Raw genomic sequence first — 21,652 nt, forward strand, 5'->3', positions numbered from 1 at the left:
CTTCAAGACGAGGCTTATCCGAGCGCCTTTCGAAAGGTGATCGAAGTCGGCCGGTCGAAGCCTTCATGCGCGGTGCGTTCGGACTCGACGAAACCGAGTTTGGCGAAGGTCGCGTGGTTGGCGGCAAGCTCGATTCGGGTCTGGAGTTCGAGAACCGGCTTGCCCTGATCGATGGCGTGGCGCTCGGCCGCCAGCATCAGCGCCCGGCCGATGCCCGCGCCACGCACCCCGTCGTCGACGGCAAGCTTGCCGACATAAAACAACTCCGCCCTTTCGGCCAGGAAGATGCAGCCGACGAGCCGCCTGTCCATCATGGCGATGAAGCAGACCTCGTCGCTGGCCTTGTCGCGCAGATTGGCCGGTGTCAGCCGATGCGCGGAGGACGGTGGGTCGATGACGCCGTCCATATAGGCAAAGGAGCGCATGATCAGATCGAGAAGCTCGTCCCAGCGGTCGAAGTCCCGGGGCAGACGCGCAACGGTCACGTCAACGCCCATGGTTCACGAGGCTTTGTAGCGCACGGTGTCGAAACGCGCGCCGAGTGCATCGTAGAGCAAGAGCCGACCGACCAGCGGCTCGCCTATGCCGGTGATCAGCTTGATCGCTTCCATCGCCTGCAACGTGCCCATGACACCGGTCAGAGCGCCCAGAACGCCGGCCTGGGCACAAGACGGCACCAGCCCAGCGGGTGGCGGCTCGGGGAAGAGGTCGCGATAGGAAGGGTTGCGGCGCCCGTCGGCGCCCGTCTCGAACGGTTTCAGCACGGTGATCGAGCCGTCGAATCGTCCAACCGCGGCATGCACAAGCGGCCGCTTCACCACAGCACAAGCATCAGCAACCGCATATCGCGTCTCGAAGTTGTCGGAGCCGTCGATCACCAGATCGTAGCCGGCGATGAGCTCGCCAGCGTTTTCGGCGGTCAGCCTCAGCTTGTGCAATTCCACCGCCACATGCGGATTGATGCGGGCGATGGTTGCCTTGGCGCTCTCTGCCTTGGAAATGCCGACCGACTGGGTGTCGTGGATCACCTGGCGTTGCAGATTGGACAAAGAGACGTGGTCGTCGTCGACAATGCCGAGCGTGCCGACACCGGCGGCGGCAAGATATTCGAGCACCGGCGCGCCGAGCCCGCCGGCACCGATCACCAGCACACGCGCGCGTTTCAGCTTCTGCTGGCCCGGGCCGCCGATCTCCGGCAGCACGATATGGCGGGCGTAACGTTCGAGTTCTTGCGGGGAGAGGGGGGCTGCCTGGTTCATGGCGCAACCATACCGCCGCCAGTTCTGCTTGTCAGTCCGGTGGCGGTGCGATCTATGGGTCCATGCCGTCGGGCAAGACAGTGGCGCTGACGCTGCCGTGATCGACGGTCAGGAACTGCGCCCGCCCGGCAAGGCTCGAAAACAGGCTCGCCTCGGTGCCGGTCATGAAGGCCTGGCAATTGAGTTCTTCCAGAATCGAAAACAGGGCTGCCCTCCGCCCGGCGTCGAGGTGGGCGGCGATCTCGTCGAGCAGAAGAATAGGAGCTGAACCTGCCATTTCGCCGGTCAAGCGTGCGTGCGAAATGACGATGCCGATCAAAAGCGCTTTCTGCTCGCCGGTCGAGCACAGCTCCGCCGGCATGGATTTCGGCTTGTGACGAACCAGCAGGTCGGAACGGTGCGGGCCTTCGAGCGTGCGTCCCGCAGCACGGTCGCGGTCGCGTCCGTCGGCCAATGCTTGACGGAAACGCTCTTCCAGTTCCACCGCCGGCATGTCGCCGATGCTCTGCTCGAGCGTTCCAGCGAGGCTGAGCTCGGCTTGCGGGAAGGGTCCGGTTTCGGGCATCCGCCCGATCATGGCGGTCAACAGCCGTACCATCTCGACGCGTGCGGCAGCGATTGCCGCGCCAGTTTCGGCCATCTGCATCTCGATGGCGTCGAACCATGCGCGGTCGCGGCGATCTTCGGCAAGAAGCCGGTTGCGGCCGCGCATCGCCTTTTCATAGTCGAGCGCGCGCTGGCCGTGCGCGGCATCGATCGCCAGCACCAGACGGTCCAGGAATCGCCTTCTGTCGCCGGCCGGGCCGGTGAACAGCGCGTCCATCGATGGTGTCAGCCACACCACGCGCAGCCATTCCAGCATGTCGTCGGCCTTGGCGTTGGCGCCATTGATACGAATGCGGCGCCCTGCCTCATTGGCGGTTTCGGGTGCCGTGCCCGTGCCGATCTCGGCATCGCCGAACGGACCTTCGATGGTGGTGTGCACTGCAAAGCCGTCGGCACTGCCTTCGCGTGCGACGTCGGGGTAGGGCGCTCGGCGCAGGCCGCGTCCAGGTGTCAGGAAGGAGATGGCTTCGAGGAGGTTGGTCTTGCCGGCGCCGTTTTCACCAGTGAACACGACAGCGCCTGGCCTGAGGTCAAGCGACAACGAGGTGTAGTTACGGAAGTCCGTAAGCTGGAGCTTACTGATATGCGTCGAGGGGATGCGCTTCCGCTCTCCCCCCGTATCCGGCTCTTGCATGGGTTCGCGCGCTACACGCGCATCGGCATCAGCACGTAGAGAGCATTCTCGTCGGCTGTGTCGTGGATGAGCGTGGGCGATCCGGCGTCCGCCAGCATGAAGCGCGCTTCGCTACCCTTGAGCTGGGCGGCGACGTCGAGCAGGTACTTGGCATTGAAGCCGATCTCGATCGGGTCCGAGGCATAGTCGGCGGGAAGCTCTTCGACAGCACTGCCCGAATCGGGGTTGTTGACGGCGAGCGTCACCAGTCCGTCGGCGATCGAAAGCTTCACGGCGCGGCCGCGCTCGGACGAAATCGTCGAGACGCGATCGACGGCGGCGGCAAAGCTCTGGCGGTCGATGACCAGCTGCTTGTCGTTGCCGCTCGGAATGACGCGCTGATAGTCGGGGAAGGTGCCGTCGATCAGCTTCGAGGTCAGGATCACGCCACCGATGGTCAACCGCATCTTGGTGTCGGAAATCTCCGTCGTCACCGCAATATCCGGATCGTCGATCAGCTTCTGCAATTCGGAAACGGTCTTGCGCGGGATGATGATGCCCGGCATGCCCTCGGAGCCGGCGGGCGCTTCGACTTCGGCGCGTGCCAAGCGGTGGCCGTCGGTGGCGACCGCGCGCAGCATCAGCTTGCCGCCGCTCTCATGGGTGTGCAGGTAGATGCCGTTGAGATAGTAGCGCGTCTCTTCGGTGGAGATGGCGAACTGGGTCTTTTCGATCAGGCCCTTGAGCGCGTGGGCATCGAGCCGGAAGATATGGGAAAACGTTCCAGCCGAAAGCTCGGGGAAATCCGACTGCGGCAGGCACTGGAGCCGGAAGCTCGAGCGGCCCGACACCACCGACATGGCGTTGCCGTCCTCGTCGGTTTTCAGCATCACTTCAGCGCCGTCAGGCAGCTTGCGCACGATGTCGTAGAGCAGGTGGGCCGGAACGGTGGTCGCACCGCCTTGCTCGACGCTGGCAGGCGTTGCTTCCGAGATCTCGAGGTCGAGGTCGGTGGCCTTCAGTTCGAGGCTCGCGCCATTGGCCTGCAAGAGCACGTTGGACAGGATCGGAATCGTGTTCCGCCGTTCCACCACGCGGTGCACGTGGTTCAGCGACTTCAACAGATTGGAGCGTTCCAGGATAACACGCATGACGAAACAGGCTCGCTTATTTGAAGGTGCGGGCTCACGGGCTCGAATGCGCCCGGAAAGCCCGCAACACGATCGGAATTCCGCTGAGTCTGACAGTAAAAAGACCGGAAAGGCAAGCCCGCGCAGCCACTCCTAGGCGGTTGCACGGGCGTTCTGGGGATAAGTCTCAGGCGTCAACTCGCCGCCTGTGCCGACAAACCGTCAGGCCTGGTCGTTGATCAGCCTTCTCAGCAGTTCGAGCTCCTGGGCCAGCGTATTGTCGCCGCCGGAAAGGTCCTCGATCTTGCGCACGGCGTGCAGCACCGTTGTGTGGTCGCGACCACCGAAGCGCCGGCCGATTTCGGGCAACGAACGCGGCGTCATGACCTTGGCCAGATACATCGCGATTTGGCGCGGCTTGACGATGGTGCGGGTGCGGCGGTTCGACAAAAGCTCGGTCTTCGACACGTTGTAGTGCCGCGCGACGATGCGCTGGATGTCTTCGATGCGCACGCGCTTGGGCTCGCCGGAGCGGTAGATGTGGCCGAGGATCTCGTCGATGCGCTCGATCGACAGCTGGGGCTCGAACGACTGGCGGAAGATCAGCTGGTTGAAGGCGCCTTCAAGCTCGCGTCCCGATCCGGTCACGGTGCGCGCGACATGGGTGAGGATTTCCTCGTCCATGGCCAGGTTGGGGTCTTCGTGCTTGGCGCCGGCAAAGCGCAACTTGAGCATACCAAGGCGCATGCCGAAATCCGGAGCCGACATTTCGAGCGCCACGCCGCCATTGAGGCGCGAACGTACGCGCGGTTCAAGCGATTCCAGTTCCGCTGGCGGACGGTCTGCCGCGACCACGACCTGCTTGGCCGAGTCGAGCAGCATGTTGATGAGATGGCAGAACTCGTGCTGGATCGACTTGCCCTGCAGGAACTGCATGTCGTCGATGATCAAGAGGTCGATGTCGCGCAGCTGTTCCTTGAGCGTCAGCGCGTTGTTGTCACGAATCGCAGTCGCAAAGCGCCACATGAAGTATTCGGCGGTAAGGTAGACGACGCGCGACTTCGGGTTCTGACGCAGCGACTCGGCGGCGATCGCCTGAAGCAGATGCGTCTTGCCGAGGCCGACCGTGGCGTGGAGGAACAGCGGGTTGAAACGCGAGTTCGATTCCGCCACTGCGCGTGCGGCGGCCAGTGCCACGCGGTTGGACGGGCCCTCGACGAAGGACTGGAAAGTATAGCGCGGGTCGAGCGGCGAGCCGAGGACGCTCTGCTTGAACTCCTGGTCCGCCGTGCCGCTGCGGGCCGGGGCGGGGCGCTCTGTGCGGCCCGCGGCAACCGTGCTCGCGGCAAGGGTGGTCTGGGTCTGGCGCACCGGCTTGCGCAGCGCCGTTGCCTCGGTCTCCACGCCGGGACGCGCCACGCGGGTCGCCGTGCGGATGATGATTTCGAGCTTCAGAAGCTCGGGCTCTTCCTGGCGCCAAAGCTCGGAAATGAGGTCGAGATAGTGGCTGTTGATCCAGGAACGCAGGAACGCGGTCGGCACCGAAAGGCGCACGACGCCCTTCGACGTTTCCGCAAGCTTCATGCGGCCGAACCAGCTTGAGAATACCTCGCTGCCCAGGCGAACCTGCAGCTGCGTCTTGACCCGGTCAAAGTTCTTCTCTGCGGCGCTGGTTGCTGCCACTGCGTTGTCCTCGATCAGTTCACCGGTAAAAAGAAAGCCCCCATTTGCTTCCCTTTCGATGCCGCTTTGCATTGTCGCAATCCCTAATCTTCGGTTCTGTTAGCCAAATGGAGACGCGCCGCTCGCATCGCCACCGGTGTGTTCATTCGGGATGCTGGCCGTCTCCGGCTGAGCCCCTAGTCGCCTTCGCCCAGCGCCTTGTCGCGCTTTCGGAAGGCCAGTGCTGCGGGGGGCAGCAGCACCAGGCAAATGCGTAGCCAACCGGCGAAGCCGCCGGCGTTATGCAAAGTCACCATGCCGTGTATCCCCACACGCCCCAAGTATACATCGAAGTGAGCATGCCTCCCCCGATCGCGGATTCCATCCACGCCGAGAACGCCGCCGATTTTTAGGCTTGGCAGAGGGCTAGGTGCCCGTCCCTTCGATGAAAAAGACCTTACAAAAATCGCTGTGGACAGGGCAAGGCCGAGTCTAACCCGTTTTTAATGAATCTGCTTACCTCGGGAGCGGATTCAAAGCCTGCCTGTCGCTTTCGCACGGACAAAACCTTTGTGATTCAAACCCTTTTCCGGGGAACGAAGAAAATCGCGCTCCATTGGAAAAATTTTTAAAAGAATCCGCTTGACACTAACTTGTCCCCCAGGCCCCGCAGGCGAGTTGAACAACCTGTGGATGACCGCGTGCAACTATATGAAGTTAAAGGGAAAATTCTGCCACGGTGAGTCTTAACAGGGGGCTGCTTGTGGCGGTTGTAGTTATAAGAATAACCGCATATGCCGGCAAAGTATCCGCTTCCCGAAGGGCATGCGCCGGCGGCCCTTTGGGCGGCTTTTTCGGCCCCGTGCCGGCAAAAGAAAAACCCGGCTGGTTAGGCCGGGTTGTTCAGAAATCCAATTGCTTGCAGGGCTTAGGCGGAGAGCGCCTTGAGCCGCTGTGCCAGACGCGAAACCTTGCGCGAGGCGGTGTTCTTGTGCAGCACGCCCTTGGTGGCAGCGCGCATCAGTTCCGGCTGGGCGGCGTTGAAGGCGGCTTCTGCCTTAGCCTTGTCGCCCGAGGCCAGTGCCTCTTCGACCTGGCGGACATAGGTACGAACGCGCGAGCGGCGGTTCTTGTTGACTGCCGCGCGGCGGGCGATCTTACGCGTTGCCTTCTTGGCCGAGGAGGTATTGGCCATGGTGCCTCTCTTTGATCTCTATGGTGGACGCGAGCGGCTTCCCGCAGAGCGCAAAAAACATTCGGGCGTCCCTAGGGCCGCCTCAGTTGGTGCGGCTTATAGTTCAGCTTGTTGCCAACGTCAACGCGATTCAGATCAGCGGTTGCGGAAATTCGCGGTCCGTTTCTCGGCAAAGGCTGCCATGCCTTCCTTCTGGTCGTCGAGCGAAAACATCGAATGGAAGACGCGGCGCTCGAAGCGCAAGCCTTCGGCAAGCGTTACTTCGTAAGAACGATTGACGGCTTCCTTGCACATCATGACCGCCGGCAGCGAGAAGTCGGCGATCTTGGCCGCTGCCTTCATCGCTTCTTCCATCAGGTCGGCCGCTGGTACCACACGCGATACGAGTCCCGAGCGCTCGGCCTCGGCGGCATCCATCATCCGGCCGGTCAGGCACATGTCCATCGCCTTCGACTTGCCCACGAAGCGGGTGAGTCGCTGCGACCCGCCCATGCCGGGCATGACGCCGAGCGTGATCTCGGGCTGGCCGAACTTGGCCGAGTCGGCGGCGATGATGAAATCGCACATCATGGCGAGCTCGCAACCGCCCCCCAATGCGTAGCCGGCGACAGCCGCGATCATCGGCTTGCGGTTGGCGGCAAAGGCCTCCCAGCCGGAGAAGAAGTCTTCCATGTAGGCGTCGACATAGGTCTTGGCCTGCATCTCCTTGATGTCGGCGCCGGCAGCGAAGGCTTTTTCGGAGCCGGTGATGACGATCGCGCCGACGCCTTGGTCCGCCTCGAAGGCGCCGGTGGCGGCGAGAAGTTCGGCAAGCACCTGCGAATTGAGCGCATTGAGCGCCTTAGGGCGGTTGAGGGTGATCAGCCCGACCTTGCCGCGCGTTTCCACGATGATCGTTTCATAGGCCATCCGGCGCTCTCCTTCTCTCGCAGCGTCAACGATGAGGGTTTGCTCTAGCTCAGCGCTGGCACTGGCGGCAATAGAAGGTTGAGCGTCCACTCTGCACGATGCGCTCGACATGGCCCGCACAGCCGCTGTGCGGGCAAGGTTCGCCCTCGCGGTCATAGACGGAGAAGGAATGCTGGAAATAGCCGAGCGAGCCGTCGGTATGGACATAGTCGCGCAGCGAGGAGCCGCCCGCGGCGATGGCGTCGGCAATCACCTCGCGCACCGAGGTGGCAAGCAGCGTTGCCCGCTCCCGCGCCACCTTGCCGCTACCGGCGATGGTGCCGGCGGCGCGCTTCGGAGACAGCCCGGCACGCCACAGCGCCTCGGAGACATAGATGTTGCCGAGTCCGGCGATCAGCCGCTGGTCGAGCAGGGCGGCCTTGAGCGGCGTCTTCTTGCCTTCGAAGAGCTCTGCCAGCAGCGCGCCGTCGAGCGTGTTGCCCGTCGGCTCGACGCCGAGGCCAGACAGCATCGGATGCTCGGCGCCGCCGCGCTCGGCAAACAGCATGAAGCCAAAGCGCCTGGGGTCGTTGAAGATGACGCGAGATGGAACGCCTTTGGGGCCCGCGACGTGGAAGACGACGTGATCGTGCGTTTCCGACTTCGGGCGCTCGTGGTGGAAATTGCCCGGTGCCGTCGCGTCGTCGTCCGTCTCGATGCGAAACGAACCCGACATGCCGAGATGGCAGATCAAAAGCGGGGCGTCTTCGATATCCGCGATCAGGTATTTGGCGCGACGGCCGAGCGAGGTGATCCTGTGGCCAGCAAGGCGTTCGCCGAAGTGCTCGGGAAACGGATAACGCAAGTTGGGGCGGCGGGTTTCGACGCGCTCGATCCGCGCGCCTTCAAGCACCGGCTGCAATCCGCGCCGGACGGTCTCTACTTCGGGTAATTCAGGCATGGGTGGCAATCGTTTCGAGGAAGGAGGTTCCGTGGTGGCCCGGAGCCAAACGGAGATGCGCGGCCACCGTTTCGCCGATGTCGGCGAAGGTTGGCCTCAGTCCGACATCACCGCCTGACATGCCAGGGGCCATGCCGATCACCGGAATGCGTTCGCGCGTATGGTCGGTGCCGGGCCATGTCGGATCATTGCCGTGGTCGGCGGTGAGGATGAGCAGGTCGCCCATCTTCAGCCGCGCGAAGGCTTCGGGCAGGCGCTTGTCGAATGCTTCGAGTGCCGCGGCATAGCCCGGCACGTCGCGGCGATGGCCGAACTCGGTGTCGAAATCGACGAAATTGGCGAAGACCAGATCGCCGTCGCGGGCATCGTCCATGGCGCTTAGCGCCTTGTCGAACATCGCCATGTTGCCGACGCCCTTGCGGATTTCGCTGATACCCCGGTGGGCGAAGATGTCACCGATCTTGCCGATCGCAATGACCTTGCTGCCGCGCGCCGTCAGCCTGTCGAGCAGGGTCGGCTCGGGCGGCGGGGTGGCGTAGTCCTTGCGGTTGGGCGTGCGCTCGAAGGTTTCCTTGCTTTCGCCCAAAAAGGGGCGGGCGATGACCCGGCCGATGTTCAGCGGGTCAACGAGGCGGCGGACCACCTTGCAGAACTCGTAGAGCCGCTCCAGCCCGAAATGGGTCTCGTGCGCGGCGATCTGGAGCACGGAATCCACCGATGTGTAGCAGATCGGCTTGCCCGTCCTGATGTGCTCTTCGCCGAAGCGCTCGATGATCTCGATGCCCGAGGCGTGGCAGTCGCCCAATATGCCCGGGACCTTGCCCTCATGGACGATCGCTGCGGTAAGCGCCGGAGGGAAGGCGGGTACGGTCTGCGGAAAATAACCCCAGTCGAAAGTCACCGGCAGGGCGGCGATTTCCCAATGGCCTGATGGCGTGTCCTTGCCGCTCGAAATTTCCTGGGCTGCGCCATGAAACGTGCCGGCCGCTGGCTTTGTCGTGCCGGCGAAGTCGAAGCCGGTGGCCAGTTTCGCTGCCTGGCCAAGGCCGAGCGACGCCATGTTCGGCAGTTGGAGCGGACCGCCGCGCAGGCCTTGGCGGTCGCCGCGCCCGTCGGCGCAGGCAGCGGCGATGTGGCCGAACGTGTTTGATCCGACATCGCCAAAGCGCGCGGCATCATCCGCCCCGCCGATGCCGAAGGAATCCAGGACGAACAAGAACGCACGCGCCATCTATGAAGGGCTCTCGATTGCCAGTTGCCGCACAGACATAGGATCAGTCGCCGGCATTGGCAATTATCAGGCGGGGGCGTTGGAACCTAGACCTCGCACCCTGTGCAGGGAATGGTCTGGCTCATGCGCGGGCGCAGATAGTACGTTTCGCCCATTGAAATACCGTCGAATGCGGCAGCGAGGCCGAGCACCGGCTTGTTCTCCGCCGCCCAGGTAAGGACTGGCTTGTAGTCGAGTTCGCTTTCGACGCGGATGAGGAATGAGCCGGCGACCCTCAAAGCGGCAGGCACCGTCGTCGCCGTGCCCTTGACGAGGTCCGGCTTGGCGACACCGTCCACCAGCTTGCGCGACCAAAGCACCTGCGCCCTTGGCGTCGCGTCGTTGGTGATCTCGATCGCCGTGACAACTATCTTGCCGACGCTGCGGCTGTATGGCTGCAGCATAGACTCACCGATCTTCATCACCGCATCCACTTCGGCGGCGTCGATCCTTTGTTGCTGGGTAATCAGATCGGCGACCATCGAGCCGACGCGGCTGACTTTCTTGCTGGTCTCGATCGCCTGGGAGACCTCCATGGTCACGAAGTAGAACGAGAACACCAGCGGCGCGATCAAGGCGAATTCCACCGCCGCGATGCCGCTATTATCGCCGACCAGCGCTCGCACCTTCGATTGCCACCATCCAAGCATGGACCGTATCTCCGCGCAGATCGACATATGTTGCCTTTCGTGGGCCGCGGCGCGCCGCCAGCCGATGGGTTTGCTCAGTCGTTGAAAGGTTCGTTCTGCCAGACGAAGGCTGCGAACTGCAGGGTCTTGCCGTCCTTGAGGTTCGACATGGAGGCGCGCATGAAGTCAGTAATGACAGGCCATCTGTAAAAGACGCGCAGCATGTTCTTGGACAACGCAGGCCCGGGCGTTACAGCGAACCCTGTGGTGTCGATGTCCTTGTCGGCAGTCAGCTTGAATTTGACATTGGCCGCGTCGGCGAAGGTCGGATAGCTGCGCAGGTCGACGATCAATCCGGCCTTGCAGCCGCTTCCGACCAGCACTTGTAGCTTGTCGCAGATCATGGTCTTCAGCTTGTCTTCGGTGAAGCCTGCGGCCTTGACCTGCCCTGTCCTGAATTGACGGGCGACGTCGTCGGCTGCGTTGGACAGCACCTGCTGGCCGGCGAAGGCGATGCAACTCTCCAAAATGGCGAAGACCAGGAGCGAAAAAGGGATTGCCAGAATGGCGAACTCGATGGCCGTGCTGCCGCTCTGGTCGCGCACGAACCGAGCGAGGAAACCTCGCTTGTGCGTATTCGTCTTCCCTGGCGCCTCTGCAGCTGTCTCGCTCATGCCCCGACCGCCCCTCATGGTTCGGACCGACTTATAGGGGAAAGCTGTTGAGAGCCGGTTTGAATGATCGGCAAAATTGCGCGTGCCGGCTTAACCGGGCGCTAACCTAGATCAGCCCTGATCGCAGTTACTGGCTGGCGTTCAGCTCGCTCTCGGACAACCGTTCCGCGTCGCTCTTGTAGGAGCTTTCGCAATAGGGCGTGCATGACAGCGTCTGGACATCCGATCGCCGGTAGATCCGGACAGATGAGGCGTCGTGGCGGATCACGGTCACCTGTTCGTCTACGATCGGGCTGCCTTGGGCGTCGAGCACCACGAGGTTGGTGACGCCGAAGCCCTTGCCAGTGAGCACGATGGTGGAGGCGTCCTGCACCGAAGCGTCGGCGATGGCCGAGTTGCCAACCACGATGGTATCGGCGGGGCGGGTGAGGCGCACGATCTTGGCCTGGTTCATCGTCACCTCGATGCCTGCGCCCGCGTGTGCGGGAGCTGCAATAGCCAGCGATGCCAACGCAGCGCAGGCTCCAAGGACATAAAGATGCGGCTTCGCCATGCTCATCGCCCCCTCGGCGGCTGTCGGTATACTGTTCAACGGAACATGAACGACTTTGGTGAACTAACGGTTAAGCGACATTTCTCGGCAACCTGAGGGTGAATTCGTGTTGCTGTTGTATTCAAAAGCGCTCGCACTCGGTCCACGAAGTGCCGCGTTTCCAAGGGCTTTGCGGTGCTAACAATAGTAACTCGCAACTTAGCCTTGGGTTAACCACATGCGCTCAACCCGAGGCGAAAGGATTCGGTAAGGCTGTTTCTTAAGCCGATCGAAACAGCTCCCCGATAGGTTGCAGTCATCCGATCAACGACAAAGAAATGTTGGCGGAAGTGCTGTAACACGGAGCAAGGAGCTTTCGATGACTAACCTTATCGCACGTTTTGTGAAGGACGAATCCGGCGCGACCGCAATCGAATACGGTCTGATCGCCGCCCTCATCGCGCTCGCCATCATCGGCGGCGCCACTGCAATCGGCAGCCAGCTCAAGGCGAAATTCGGCCTCGTCGCCACCGAACTGGGCAAGGCCAAGGCGCAGTAAGTAAGGCGTCTGCTGGCACATTGCCAGTAATGCAAGTGAAAAGGCTGCTCAGAGAGCGGCCTTTTTGCTGTAATGCGTAGCCGTTTGGTCGAGATCGAGTTTCACTGAAGATTAACGCGGCGGCGATAGGTTCGATTGACATTGTCGATGGCGGATATGTGCTATGCTTGAAGCGCTGATCTTTGTCGTTTTTCCGTTCTGCATGGTGTTCTCGGCGGTCTCCGACACCTTGTCGATGACCATCGTCAATCGCGTGCCGCTGGTGCTGCTTGGGGTGTTCCTCGTCGTCGCGCCGCTGACTGGCATGGCCTGGAGCGACATCGGCATGCATCTGGCTGCCGGGGCCGTGCTGCTCACCGTCACTTTCGCGCTGTTTGCGCTTGGTGGGATGGGCGGCGGTGACGCCAAGCTGATCGCGGCGACTGGTGTGTGGATGGGGTTCGGTTTCCCGCTGATGGAGTATCTTCTCACCTCCGCGCTTTTCGGCGGGGTATTGACGCTGGCGATCCTGTCTTTCCGCGGCTCGGCTCTATCTCACGTGACCGGCCAATACTTGTTCCTCAGGAATTTTTCCAAGGATGGCGGCGTGCCCTACGGCATCGCGCTCGGGATCGGCGGCCTCATCACTTATCCTGGTTCTCCGCTGATGGTCTGGGCGGTCGAGCGGCTTGCCGCGCAGTGATTACGCCACAGCGTAAGACAAAATTAATCACGATCGTAAGGGCTGCGTTAACCATAAGTTGACGATTGCCTATGCACAGTCCGCCTCGGCTTGATGGGGTTGCCAGGGCGGGGTTCGGACGATGGCTGCATCGCGACTGATGATACTTGGCGTAGCGGTTGCCGCAGCTGGCGGCGCCGGGTTCGTCGCAAAGAACATGTCGGCACCACCTCCACAGGAGGTCGTAGTCGAATCCGGGCCACAACAGCCGCAGCTTGCGCTCACTGACGTCCTGGTCCTCACCGCCGACGTGCCCATGGGGGGACTGGTGGAGAGCAACGTCGCCTGGCAGCCTTGGCCAAGTGATGCCGTCAATCCCAATTTCATAACCCGCACCGCCGAGCCGGAGGCGCTTGAGAAGTTCAAGAATTCCGTTGCACGTCTGGGCATGTTGAGCGGCGAGCCGCTGCGCAAGTCGAAGCTGATCGGCGAAGGCCAGAGCTTCATGTCGGCGGTGCTTCCGGCCGGAAAGCGCGCGGTTGCGACCACGATCTCCGCCGATACCTCGGCGGGTGGCTTTATTCTGCCGAACGACTATGTCGACGTCATCATGACGCGCCGTTCCGATGCCGCAGGGGGCAGCGGCTTCACCACCGAGACCATCCTCAGCAATATCCGCGTCTTGGCCATCGACCAGACCATCCAGGAGGATGAGGAGGGCAAGAAGGTCAAGGTTGGCCAGACGGCGACACTGGAGCTGACACAGCAGCAGTCCGAGATCATTACGGTGGCGCAGCAGATGGCAGACCGGCTTACACTGGCGCTGCGCTCCGTTGCCGATGCGCAGGAAAAGAACCTGGCAGAGGCAGACTATCTGGTATCGGGTAGCGGCAAGCGCGGCACGGTGCGTCTCATCAAATCGGGCGAGATTTCCGAATCGGGAGCAAGGAAATGAGGTCTTGCACCTACCTTTTTGCAACCACCGCCGCCGCTTTGGGCATCCTTGCGGCCGGGACCATATTGACCGGCCAGTCGCCGGCTTCAGCCGCGAGCCAGGCCAAGGTTCAATCGAATAGCGCCAACAGTCAGCGCGTCAAGCTCGGCCTTAACAAGTCGGTGGTCATCGACCTGCCGAGCGATGCCTATGACATTCTGGTCGCCAATCCCGCGGTGGCCGATGCCGTCACGCGTACCTCTCGCCGAATCTATCTCTTCGGCAAGGCGGTCGGCGAGACCAACATCTTTGTCTTCGGCCCGAATGGCGAGCAGATCGTCAGCCTCGATCTCGCGGTCGAGCGCGACGTTGCCGGCCTAGAGGATTACATCAAACGTTTCATTCCTGGCGCCGACATCAAGGTTGAACTGCTGAACGACAACGTCGTGCTGACCGGCACGGTCGATACGCCGCTCGATTCCAAGCGCGCCGTCGATCTGGCCACGATCTTCGTCACAGGCGGTGAGGCCACGACCGGGCAATATTCGCAAACCGCTTCCGGCGGTTCCGACAATGGCGGCGTCGCCATCGACAACCCCGATCGGACGCGTCAACGGAGCAAGATCATCAACTTGCTCGAGATCGTTGGCGACGACCAGGTGATGCTCAAGGTCACCGTCGCTGAAGTCAGCCGCAATGTGATGAAGCAGCTTGGCGTCAACATGCTGGCTCAAGGCAACGCCAACGGGATCAGCTGGGGTGTGGAGAACTTCATTCCGGGTGGCATTGGTGCGCCATTGGCAAACGGAAACATATTCTTCTCGAAGAATGGCGTTGGCGCGTCGATCAGCGCAATGGAGCAGGCCGGTGTGATGAAGACGCTGGCCGAGCCGACTTTGACGGCGGTCTCCGGTGAGCAGGCGACCTTTCGGGTTGGCGGCGAATTCAACATCCTGCGGGCGGTCGTACCACCAAAACGCGACAAGGACGGTGTTACCGATCCGGGCGGTCTCGAGTATGATCAGATCGAGTATGGCATCAGCCTTGATTTCAAACCGGTCGTCCTGTCGCCAGGGCGCATCAGCTTGAAGGTTCGCACGGCAGTTTCCGAGCCGACCAATGAAGCGCCGGGCACGAGTGGCGGCAACCCGATGTTGCCGTCGCTGCGCAAGCGTCTCGCCGACACGACCGTCGAACTGCCCTCTGGCGGGTCGATGATGATTGCAGGCCTTGTCCGCGACGACATCAAGCAGGTCATGGGCGGCCTGCCTGGACTACAGAAGGTTCCGGTGCTTGGCACGCTGTTCCGCAGCCGCAACTTCGTGCGCAACGAGACCGAGCTGGTTGTCATCGTGACCCCGTATCTTGCGCGTCCTACCGCGCGCAATGAACTCGCCAAGCCTGACGATAATTTCAATGCCGCCAGCGATGGCGCCGGCATGTTCCTTGGCCGCGTCAATCGTGTCTACGGCACCATGAAAACCGACAAGCCAGCCGGCCGTTACCACGGCGTCGTCGGCTTCATCTACAAGTGAGCGGGGATAGGGGCATGTCTCAGGCAATACTCACGCGCAATCCCGACAGATCGGCAAAGGCGCGCATGTTCGGTCCGCTTCTCGCGGCAGCGGCAGTTGTCTTGTTGGCAGGTTGCGCCAATCGCGACAGCATCACGGTCGGATCGATCCCCGATGACTACCGCACCAACCACCCGATCGTCATCGCCGAGAAGAACCAGACGATCGACATCCCGGTCGGCGCCGGCGACCGCGGCATCACAAGAAGCCAGCAGATCACCTTCGAAGGTTTCCTGCAGAACTACGATCGCCGTGCCGCACCCACGCTGACGATCATGGCGCCGTCCGGCGGCGCCAATGACGTCGCTGCCTCCAAGGCTGCGCGCGGGCTGATGAACGTCGCGATCAAGGCCGGCGTTCCGAAAAACCGTATCGCCATTACCAACTATCAGTCGGACTACGCAGAGGCGTCCTCGCCTTTGCGGATCGTCTATTCGGCGATGCGTGCCCAGACAGATCGATGCGGCCGCTGGCCTGACGATGTCCTCAACAACGTGGACAACAAGCATTACGCTAATTTCGGCTGTTCTTATCAGAACAACGTTGCCGCCCAGATCGCCAATCCGGCCGATCTGCTCGGGCCGCGCAAGCAGACCCCGATCGATGCCGAGAACCGCGATGTCGTGATCGGCGAGTACCGCACGGCGCCGCGCACATGGCGACCTGAGACGACTTATTGATGGGACCTGGAGGCAGTTCGACATGAGCAATCTCGCCTACGAGTCCCAGCCCTTGAGTGCTGAGCTTTCGCAGCAGGATCTTGCCGTGATGCAGGCGCTGAGACCGGTGCCGCGCATCTCGATCCAGGCATTTTGCGAGACCGACAGCGTCGCCGGTCCGATCGATCGCGCCGGCGAGGACCGGCGCATGGCCAAGGCCCATCTGCAGGTCCACATGGGCGGCATAGAAACGGCGATCGAGGTCTATGGCAGTTCGCCAACGCCCAATCTGATCATCCTGGAATCGCGCCGCGAGCCCAAGAGCCTTCTCGAAGCGTTGCACCAGCTCTCCGAACATTGCGATCCAAGTTCCAAGGTCGTGGTGATCGGCCACTACAACGATGTCGCGCTCTATCGCGAGCTGATCCGCTCGGGCATTTCCGAATATGTCGTGGCGCCTGTGTCCACTGCAGATGTCGTCAGCGTCATCTCATCGATCTTCGTTGACCCCGAGGCCGAGCCGATCGGCCGCTCGATCGCTTTTGTCGGCGCAAAGGGCGGGGTGGGTTCCTCCACCATCGCCCACAACGTCGCCTGGAGCATGTCGACCCTGTTCAAGTCGGAGGTCGTCGTCGCCGATCTCGATTTGGCATTCGGCACGGCCAACATCAACTTCGACCAGGATCCCGCCCAGGGCATCGCCGAAGCGGTCTTTGCGCCCGAGCGCGTCGACGAGGTTTATCTCGACCGCCTGCTTGCCCAGTGCGCCGAGCACCTGTCGTTGCTCGCGGCACCTTCGACGCTGGAGCGCGTCTATGATTTCGATGCCGAAGCCTTCACGCAGATCATCGATACGGCCCAGCGCAGCACGCCGCTGATCGTGCTCGATGTCCCCCATATCTGGAGCGGCTGGAGCAAGAACACGCTCCTTCGCGCCGACGAGGTGGTCATCACCGCGACGCCGGAGCTGGCCAATCTGCGCAACACCAAAAACATGGTCGATATGCTGAAGCGGCTTCGGCCCAACGATCCGCCTCCCAGGCTGATCCTCAATCAGGCCGGCGTGCCCAAGCGGCCCGAAATCTCGGCAAAGGATTTCTCCGAGCCGCTGGGCATCACGCCGATGGCGGTCATTCCGTTCGATCCGCTGCTTTTTGGCAATGCCGCCAACAATGGCCGCATGCTCGGCGAGATGGACGCGAAGAATGCGGCCGTCCAGACGATCAATGAGATCGCTCATGTCCTGACGGGCAGGTCCGAAGCCAAGGCCAAGAAGCCGTCCGGCCTCGGTGGAATTCTCAATCGGCTCAAGGCCCGCAAGAAGTGATGCCCACGCGGCGGAGGTGTTAGTCGATCATGTTTGGCAGGAGAGGCAACGACGACGGCAACCGCTCGACGCCGGGCTTCCGCCCGCTCGCGACGACACCCGCAGCGCAACCTGCGGATACGCTTGTTGCTCCACGCCCCACGGCGCCCTCGGCGGCAGCGCCCGTCGCGCCGCCACGGCGGGTCGAACCGTCACCATCCTTCGCCCAGGAGCGAAAGCCGCAGCAGCGCGAACGCAGCGAAAGCTATTACGACACCAAGAGCCAGGTGTTCTCAGCGCTGATCGACACCATCGACCTGTCGCAGCTCGCCAAGCTTGATCCTGACAGCGCGCGCGAAGAAATCCGTGACATTGTCAACGACATCATCGCGATCAAGAACTTTGCGATGTCCATTGCCGAGCAGGAGGAACTGCTCGAGGATATCTGCAACGACGTTCTCGGCTACGGGCCGCTCGAGCCGCTTCTCGCGCGCGACGACATCGCCGACATCATGGTCAACGGTGCCAAGAACGTTTACATCGAAGTCAGCGGCAAGGTCGAGCAGACCAGTATCCGCTTCCGCGACAACCAGCAGTTGCTCAACATCTGCCAGCGCATTGTCAGCCAGGTTGGCCGCCGCGTCGATGAATCCTCGCCGATCTGCGATGCGCGCCTGCCTGACGGCTCCCGCGTCAACGTGATTGCGCCGCCGCTATCGATCGACGGCGCGGCGCTCACCATCCGAAAATTCAAGAAGGACAAGCTGACGCTGGATCAGCTCGTCAAATTTGGCGCCATCTCGCCGCAAGGCGCGGAGGTGCTGAAGATCATCGGCCGCGTCCGATGCAACATCATCATCTCGGGTGGCACGGGCTCGGGCAAGACGACGCTGCTCAACTGCCTGACCAACTATATCGACCGCGACGAGCGCGTCATCACCTGCGAGGATTCCGCCGAGCTGCAGCTGCAGCAGCCGCATGTGGTTCGGCTCGAGACGCGTCCGCCAAACCTGGAAGGCGAGGGCGAGGTCACCATGCGCGACCTCGTCAAGAACTGCCTGCGCATGCGTCCGGAGCGCATCATCGTCGGCGAAGTGCGTGGACCCGAGGTCTTTGATCTGCTTCAGGCCATGAACACCGGCCATGACGGTTCGATGGGCACCATCCACTCCAACAGCCCGCGCGAATGTCTGAACCGTATCGAGGCGATGATCGCCATGGGTGGTTATTCGCTGCCGCAAAAGACGGTGCGCGAGATCGTGGTCGGCTCGGTCGACGTCATCATCCAGGCCGCGCGCTTGCGCGACGGTTCACGCCGCATCACCCACATCACCGAAGTGATCGGCATGGAAGGCGATGTCATCATCACCCAGGATCTGGTGCTCTATAACATCAAGGGCGAGGATCAGAATGGCCGTCTCATCGGCCAGCATGTTTCCACCGGCATCGGTCGGCCGCATTTCTGGGATCGCGCCCGCTACTACGGTGAGGAGGCACGGCTCGCGACCGCGCTCGAAGCCATGGAAAAGAGTGCTGACTGAGATGCGGAAGACAAGGATCTAGCGCCATGTTCGGCCTCGACCCAATGATGCTGATGTTCATCGTTCTCGCCGGGCTCAGCGCCGGCGCGGTCGCATACGCCTTCCTGTTCAACCGTATCGAGAGCCAGACCAACACTGATCGGCGGCTTGCACTGGTTGGACAGACGGAGGCCGACAAGTCCGTGGTGAAGGCATCGCGTGATCGGGTCGCCGAAGTCGCCAAGCGGCGCAAATCGGTGCAAGACACGCTGAATGACCTCGAGGAAAAGCAGAAGGCCAAGGACCGCAACATCAAGAAGCCGCCGCTGCGCGTACAGATTCGCCAGGCAGGCATGGTGGTGACGATCCAGCGCTTCTACGTCTATTCGGCGATTTGCGGTGCCGTCGTCACCTTCCTGGTCTTTCTGGCCGGCGCGCCACTGATCTTGCTGCCCGGTGCGCTCCTTGCCGGCACCTTCGGCTTGCCAAGGTGGTTCGTCTCGTTCCGCCGTGGCCGCCGCGTGAAGCACTTCCTCGAGGAATTTCCCAACGCCCTGGACATTATCGTGCGCGCGGTGAAATCGGGTCTGCCGCTCAATGACGGGATCCGCCTCATCGCATCGGAGTCTCCCGAGCCGGTTCGCGGCGAGTTCCGCCGCCTGGTCGAAGCCCAACAGGTCGGCGTTTCCATTCCCGATGCCGCATTGCGCATGACAGAAACCATGCCGTGCCCCGAAGCCGGCTTCTTCGGCATCGTCATCCAGATCCAGAGCCAGGCCGGCGGTAACCTCTCCGAGGCGTTGGGCAACCTCTCCCGCGTGTTGCGCGACCGCAAGAAGATGAAGGCCAAGGTTCAGGCGCTGTCGATGGAAGCCAAGGCCTCGGCGGGCATCATCGGAGCCTTGCCGATCATCGTGGCTCTGCTCGTCTACCTGTCGAGCCCGAACTACATCATGCCGCTGTTCACCACGAGCACCGGCCACCTGATCCTCGGCATTTCAGGCATCTGGATGGCGATCGGCATCTTCGTGATGCGCAAGATGATGAATTTCGAGGTGTAGGACCGTGACAGACCAGATCGTCAAGTCGCTTACCGATCCCTCCTTTCTCATCGCGCTGCTCGTAGCCATCGCGGTCTTCGCAACGGTGTTCACGGTTCTGCCTTCGCTGAGCGGCAATCCGCTCAAGGGGCGCATGAAGGCGGTAGCACTTGAACGTGACGAACTGCGCGCCAAGCAGCGTATCCGCCTGGCTGCAGAAGCCGAGCGCCGCCACAAGGGCCTGCGTGAACAGCAGTCGATCGGCATGCGCAACATCGTCGAGCGCCTTGATCTGCGCCGCGCGCTTGCCGACGAAGGCACGCTCAACAAGCTCAAGGTTGCCGGTTTCCGTGGCCAGAACCCGCTCACGCGCTTCCTGTTCTTCCGCCTGGTGTTGCCTTTTGCCGGCTTGGCGCTTGGGGCGGTTTACGTCTTCGTGTTTGGTGGGTTTGCGGAGAAACCATTCTTCTTCAAGATATTCGCCTGCATTATCATGGCCTATGCCGGTTTCTACGCGCCGGTGCTCTACGTCAACAATCGCGCCGCCAAGCGCAAACAGTCGATCCAGACGGCATGGCCGGACGCACTCGACCTGATGCTGATCTGCGTTGAGTCAGGCATGTCGATTGAGGCCGCCATGCGCAAGGTCGCCGACGAGATCGGTGCCCAGTCGGTCGATCTTGCGGAAGAATTCGTGCTTACCAATGCCGAGCTTTCCTATCTCACCGAGCGCCGCCAGGCTTATGAAAACCTGGCTTCCCGCACTGGTCTCGAATCCGTCAAGTCGGTCACCCAGGCGCTGATCCAGGCCGAGCGCTACGGTACCCCCGTTGCCCAGGCGTTGCGTGTGCTGGCAGCCGAAAGCCGCGACATGCGCATGAACGCGGCAGAGAAGAAAGCGGCCGCCCTTCCGCCGAAGCTGACAGTTCCGATGATCCTGTTTTTCCTGCCCGTGCTGTTTGCTATCATCCTCGGGCCGGCCGGCATGCAGATCAGCCAGCGCGGCATCTTTGGCGACAAGCAGCAGTCGAGCAGCGAATAGACCCTGATTGCTGGGTCAACAAAAAAAACCGCGTCGATGGCCGCGGCTTTTGCTTTCGGGTGCCAACGGCAGATCAGTTGGTCTTCTGCTTGTCCTGCGCCTTGATCTGGTTCCAGGCATTCTGCTGGGAAAGCATGCCTCTGAGATAACTGACATTGGCCTGTGCCTGCTCGGGCGAAAGCTCCTGGCTGGCGATCTGTTCGGCTTCGTCGAAGCGCCCCTGCAAGCCGACCGCCAGCGCCAGGTTCTGGCGCACGCGGCTGTCTGCGCCGGGCTGCGAGGCTGCCGAACGCAGATAGGTCTCGGCGGATTTCAGGTCGCCTTCGAGCACGTAGGACATGCCGAGATTGGACAGCACGGTCGGCTCGTTAGGCTTGAGGTCGAGCGCCTTGCGATAGAGGCTGCGTGCGTCCTGTGTCTGGCCGAGTTGGTCGAGGATCGCGGCTTCCGCCGAAACCAGCTTCCAGTCGGGATACTCAGGGGTCTGGGCGCGCCGCACAGCATCAAGGGCGGGCTGGAATTCACCGGAGGCGGCGAGAGCCTTGCCATAAGCGGCCAAGACGTCGCGATCCTTGGGATAGCCGATGGCGAGCTTGCGCATCACCGCCAGAGACTGATCGGTCTGGCCCTTCATCTGCAGCACGGAAGCGTATTGCATCGCCACCGGCTTGTTGTTGGGGTCGCTGGCATAGGTTCGGCCGATCTTGTCGGCAGAACTGGCGAGGGAGCCGGTCGACATCGTGTCGAGCGATTGGCCACTGCTTCCGATCGAGCCCGTGGTCATCTTCGAAGTGCCGCAGCCGGCCACTCCGGCCATGAGCAGCGAAAGCAAAGCCGCTCTCGCAAGGCGTTTTCCCGTTGCGTTCATCGAGCGATTGGTCAACATCGGCGACGGCTCTCCATTCGTCCGCGTGGCCGTTCGCCGGCCATCTCCCTGA

22 protein-coding genes are annotated in these 21,652 nt (G+C 62.0%); 9 read left to right on the plus strand and 13 right to left on the minus strand.

Annotated elements, in window-relative coordinates:
* Positions 1 to 14: 14 nt before the first annotated feature.
* From C8K44_RS14405 to C8K44_RS14460, 12 genes are all read right to left on the minus strand, one after another.
* Positions 15 to 497 carry a GNAT family N-acetyltransferase gene (locus C8K44_RS14405; protein WP_109576495.1) on the minus strand — a complete coding sequence of 161 codons (483 nt, stop codon included), beginning with the start codon at positions 495 to 497 and terminating at the stop codon, positions 15 to 17.
* Between the two features lie 3 nt (positions 498 to 500).
* A complete protein-coding gene (locus C8K44_RS14410) occupies positions 501 to 1,259 on the minus strand; it encodes a molybdopterin-synthase adenylyltransferase MoeB (protein ID WP_109576496.1) in 759 nt (252 codons plus the stop codon).
* Between the two features lie 52 nt (positions 1,260 to 1,311).
* A complete protein-coding gene (gene recF / locus C8K44_RS14415; protein WP_109576648.1) occupies positions 1,312 to 2,463 on the minus strand; it encodes a DNA replication/repair protein RecF in 1,152 nt (383 codons plus the stop codon).
* A gap of 47 nt (positions 2,464 to 2,510) precedes the next feature.
* Positions 2,511 to 3,629 carry a DNA polymerase III subunit beta gene (gene dnaN, locus C8K44_RS14420; RefSeq protein WP_109576497.1) on the minus strand — a complete coding sequence of 373 codons (1,119 nt, stop codon included), beginning with the start codon at positions 3,627 to 3,629 and terminating at the stop codon, positions 2,511 to 2,513.
* A gap of 201 nt (positions 3,630 to 3,830) precedes the next feature.
* Positions 3,831 to 5,363: a chromosomal replication initiator protein DnaA gene (gene dnaA, locus C8K44_RS14425; protein ID WP_109576498.1), complete on the minus strand. Its 1,533-nt coding sequence runs from the start codon at positions 5,361 to 5,363 to the stop codon at positions 3,831 to 3,833.
* Between the two features lie 835 nt (positions 5,364 to 6,198).
* A complete protein-coding gene (gene rpsT, locus C8K44_RS14430; RefSeq protein WP_067965745.1) occupies positions 6,199 to 6,465 on the minus strand; it encodes a 30S ribosomal protein S20 in 267 nt (88 codons plus the stop codon).
* Between the two features lie 135 nt (positions 6,466 to 6,600).
* A complete protein-coding gene (locus C8K44_RS14435) occupies positions 6,601 to 7,374 on the minus strand; it encodes an enoyl-CoA hydratase (RefSeq protein WP_109576499.1) in 774 nt (257 codons plus the stop codon).
* Between the two features lie 49 nt (positions 7,375 to 7,423).
* Positions 7,424 to 8,314: a bifunctional DNA-formamidopyrimidine glycosylase/DNA-(apurinic or apyrimidinic site) lyase gene (mutM, locus tag C8K44_RS14440; protein WP_109576500.1), complete on the minus strand. Its 891-nt coding sequence runs from the start codon at positions 8,312 to 8,314 to the stop codon at positions 7,424 to 7,426.
* Positions 8,307 to 9,545, minus strand: coding sequence for a phosphopentomutase (locus C8K44_RS14445; protein WP_109576501.1), 1,239 nt, complete (start codon positions 9,543 to 9,545; stop codon positions 8,307 to 8,309). The genes mutM and C8K44_RS14445 overlap by 8 nt, the downstream gene beginning before the upstream one ends.
* Before the next feature lie 86 nt (positions 9,546 to 9,631).
* A complete protein-coding gene (locus C8K44_RS14450; protein ID WP_109576502.1) occupies positions 9,632 to 10,234 on the minus strand; it encodes a TadE/TadG family type IV pilus assembly protein in 603 nt (200 codons plus the stop codon).
* Between the two features lie 74 nt (positions 10,235 to 10,308).
* Positions 10,309 to 10,887 carry a TadE/TadG family type IV pilus assembly protein gene (locus tag C8K44_RS14455; protein WP_109576503.1) on the minus strand — a complete coding sequence of 193 codons (579 nt, stop codon included), beginning with the start codon at positions 10,885 to 10,887 and terminating at the stop codon, positions 10,309 to 10,311.
* A gap of 127 nt (positions 10,888 to 11,014) precedes the next feature.
* Positions 11,015 to 11,440, minus strand: coding sequence for a pilus assembly protein N-terminal domain-containing protein (locus C8K44_RS14460; RefSeq protein WP_109576504.1), 426 nt, complete (start codon positions 11,438 to 11,440; stop codon positions 11,015 to 11,017).
* A 358-nt stretch (positions 11,441 to 11,798) separates the two neighbouring features.
* On the opposite strand from C8K44_RS14460, the gene C8K44_RS14465 reads away from it, so the two are divergent.
* From C8K44_RS14465 to C8K44_RS14505, 9 genes are all read left to right on the plus strand, one after another.
* Entirely contained in the window at positions 11,799 to 11,978 is a 180-nt protein-coding gene (locus C8K44_RS14465) for a Flp family type IVb pilin (RefSeq protein WP_109576505.1), read from the plus strand.
* A gap of 163 nt (positions 11,979 to 12,141) precedes the next feature.
* On the plus strand, positions 12,142 to 12,660 hold the full coding sequence (locus C8K44_RS14470; protein WP_109576506.1) for a prepilin peptidase: 519 nt from the start codon (positions 12,142 to 12,144) through the stop codon (positions 12,658 to 12,660).
* Between the two features lie 121 nt (positions 12,661 to 12,781).
* Positions 12,782 to 13,594, plus strand: coding sequence for a Flp pilus assembly protein CpaB (gene cpaB / locus C8K44_RS14475; protein ID WP_109576507.1), 813 nt, complete (start codon positions 12,782 to 12,784; stop codon positions 13,592 to 13,594).
* Positions 13,591 to 15,108 carry a type II and III secretion system protein family protein gene (locus C8K44_RS14480; RefSeq protein WP_109576508.1) on the plus strand — a complete coding sequence of 506 codons (1,518 nt, stop codon included), beginning with the start codon at positions 13,591 to 13,593 and terminating at the stop codon, positions 15,106 to 15,108. Before cpaB ends, C8K44_RS14480 begins: the two co-directional genes overlap by 4 nt.
* Before the next feature lie 14 nt (positions 15,109 to 15,122).
* The gene (locus C8K44_RS14485; RefSeq protein ID WP_109576509.1) at positions 15,123 to 15,827 is read left to right on the plus strand and encodes a CpaD family pilus assembly protein; all 705 of its coding nucleotides are present in this window, start codon (positions 15,123 to 15,125) and stop codon (positions 15,825 to 15,827) included.
* A 22-nt stretch (positions 15,828 to 15,849) separates the two neighbouring features.
* A complete protein-coding gene (locus tag C8K44_RS14490; protein ID WP_109576510.1) occupies positions 15,850 to 17,133 on the plus strand; it encodes a CpaE family protein in 1,284 nt (427 codons plus the stop codon).
* Between the two features lie 29 nt (positions 17,134 to 17,162).
* Positions 17,163 to 18,653: a CpaF family protein gene (locus C8K44_RS14495; protein WP_109576511.1), complete on the plus strand. Its 1,491-nt coding sequence runs from the start codon at positions 17,163 to 17,165 to the stop codon at positions 18,651 to 18,653.
* A gap of 26 nt (positions 18,654 to 18,679) precedes the next feature.
* A complete protein-coding gene (locus C8K44_RS14500; protein ID WP_109576512.1) occupies positions 18,680 to 19,693 on the plus strand; it encodes a type II secretion system F family protein in 1,014 nt (337 codons plus the stop codon).
* 4 nt (positions 19,694 to 19,697) lie between these two features.
* Entirely contained in the window at positions 19,698 to 20,714 is a 1,017-nt protein-coding gene (locus C8K44_RS14505; protein ID WP_109576513.1) for a type II secretion system F family protein, read from the plus strand.
* Between the two features lie 73 nt (positions 20,715 to 20,787).
* Here the strand turns inward: C8K44_RS14505 and C8K44_RS14510 are convergent, their stop codons facing one another.
* A complete protein-coding gene (locus C8K44_RS14510) occupies positions 20,788 to 21,600 on the minus strand; it encodes a tetratricopeptide repeat protein (RefSeq protein ID WP_109576514.1) in 813 nt (270 codons plus the stop codon).
* Positions 21,601 to 21,652: the final 52 nt, after the last annotated feature.

The sequence above is a fragment of the Aminobacter sp. AP02 genome (genome assembly GCF_003148805.1).
Classification (GTDB): domain Bacteria; phylum Pseudomonadota; class Alphaproteobacteria; order Rhizobiales; family Rhizobiaceae; genus Aminobacter.

What these genes read in the sequence shown, in the direction of transcription:
- cpaB (WP_109576507.1), top strand. Translation starts at nt 12,782, where the DNA reads ATGGCTGCATCGCGACTGATGATACTTGGCGTAGCGGTTGCCGCAGCT.
- C8K44_RS14435 (WP_109576499.1), bottom strand. Translation starts at nt 7,374, where the DNA reads ATGGCCTATGAAACGATCATCGTGGAAACGCGCGGCAAGGTCGGGCTG.
- C8K44_RS14495 (WP_109576511.1), top strand. Translation starts at nt 17,163, where the DNA reads ATGTTTGGCAGGAGAGGCAACGACGACGGCAACCGCTCGACGCCGGGC.
- C8K44_RS14450 (WP_109576502.1), bottom strand. Translation starts at nt 10,234, where the DNA reads ATGCTTGGATGGTGGCAATCGAAGGTGCGAGCGCTGGTCGGCGATAAT.
- C8K44_RS14510 (WP_109576514.1), bottom strand. Translation starts at nt 21,600, where the DNA reads ATGTTGACCAATCGCTCGATGAACGCAACGGGAAAACGCCTTGCGAGA.
- dnaN (WP_109576497.1), bottom strand. Translation starts at nt 3,629, where the DNA reads ATGCGTGTTATCCTGGAACGCTCCAATCTGTTGAAGTCGCTGAACCAC.
- dnaA (WP_109576498.1), bottom strand. Translation starts at nt 5,363, where the DNA reads ATGCAAAGCGGCATCGAAAGGGAAGCAAATGGGGGCTTTCTTTTTACC.
- C8K44_RS14455 (WP_109576503.1), bottom strand. Translation starts at nt 10,887, where the DNA reads ATGAGCGAGACAGCTGCAGAGGCGCCAGGGAAGACGAATACGCACAAG.
- mutM (WP_109576500.1), bottom strand. Translation starts at nt 8,314, where the DNA reads ATGCCTGAATTACCCGAAGTAGAGACCGTCCGGCGCGGATTGCAGCCG.
- C8K44_RS14465 (WP_109576505.1), top strand. Translation starts at nt 11,799, where the DNA reads ATGACTAACCTTATCGCACGTTTTGTGAAGGACGAATCCGGCGCGACC.
- C8K44_RS14480 (WP_109576508.1), top strand. Translation starts at nt 13,591, where the DNA reads ATGAGGTCTTGCACCTACCTTTTTGCAACCACCGCCGCCGCTTTGGGC.
- C8K44_RS14410 (WP_109576496.1), bottom strand. Translation starts at nt 1,259, where the DNA reads ATGAACCAGGCAGCCCCCCTCTCCCCGCAAGAACTCGAACGTTACGCC.
- C8K44_RS14490 (WP_109576510.1), top strand. Translation starts at nt 15,850, where the DNA reads ATGAGCAATCTCGCCTACGAGTCCCAGCCCTTGAGTGCTGAGCTTTCG.
- C8K44_RS14405 (WP_109576495.1), bottom strand. Translation starts at nt 497, where the DNA reads ATGGGCGTTGACGTGACCGTTGCGCGTCTGCCCCGGGACTTCGACCGC.
- rpsT (WP_067965745.1), bottom strand. Translation starts at nt 6,465, where the DNA reads ATGGCCAATACCTCCTCGGCCAAGAAGGCAACGCGTAAGATCGCCCGC.
- C8K44_RS14470 (WP_109576506.1), top strand. Translation starts at nt 12,142, where the DNA reads ATGCTTGAAGCGCTGATCTTTGTCGTTTTTCCGTTCTGCATGGTGTTC.
- C8K44_RS14445 (WP_109576501.1), bottom strand. Translation starts at nt 9,545, where the DNA reads ATGGCGCGTGCGTTCTTGTTCGTCCTGGATTCCTTCGGCATCGGCGGG.
- C8K44_RS14460 (WP_109576504.1), bottom strand. Translation starts at nt 11,440, where the DNA reads ATGGCGAAGCCGCATCTTTATGTCCTTGGAGCCTGCGCTGCGTTGGCA.
- C8K44_RS14485 (WP_109576509.1), top strand. Translation starts at nt 15,123, where the DNA reads ATGTCTCAGGCAATACTCACGCGCAATCCCGACAGATCGGCAAAGGCG.
- C8K44_RS14500 (WP_109576512.1), top strand. Translation starts at nt 18,680, where the DNA reads ATGTTCGGCCTCGACCCAATGATGCTGATGTTCATCGTTCTCGCCGGG.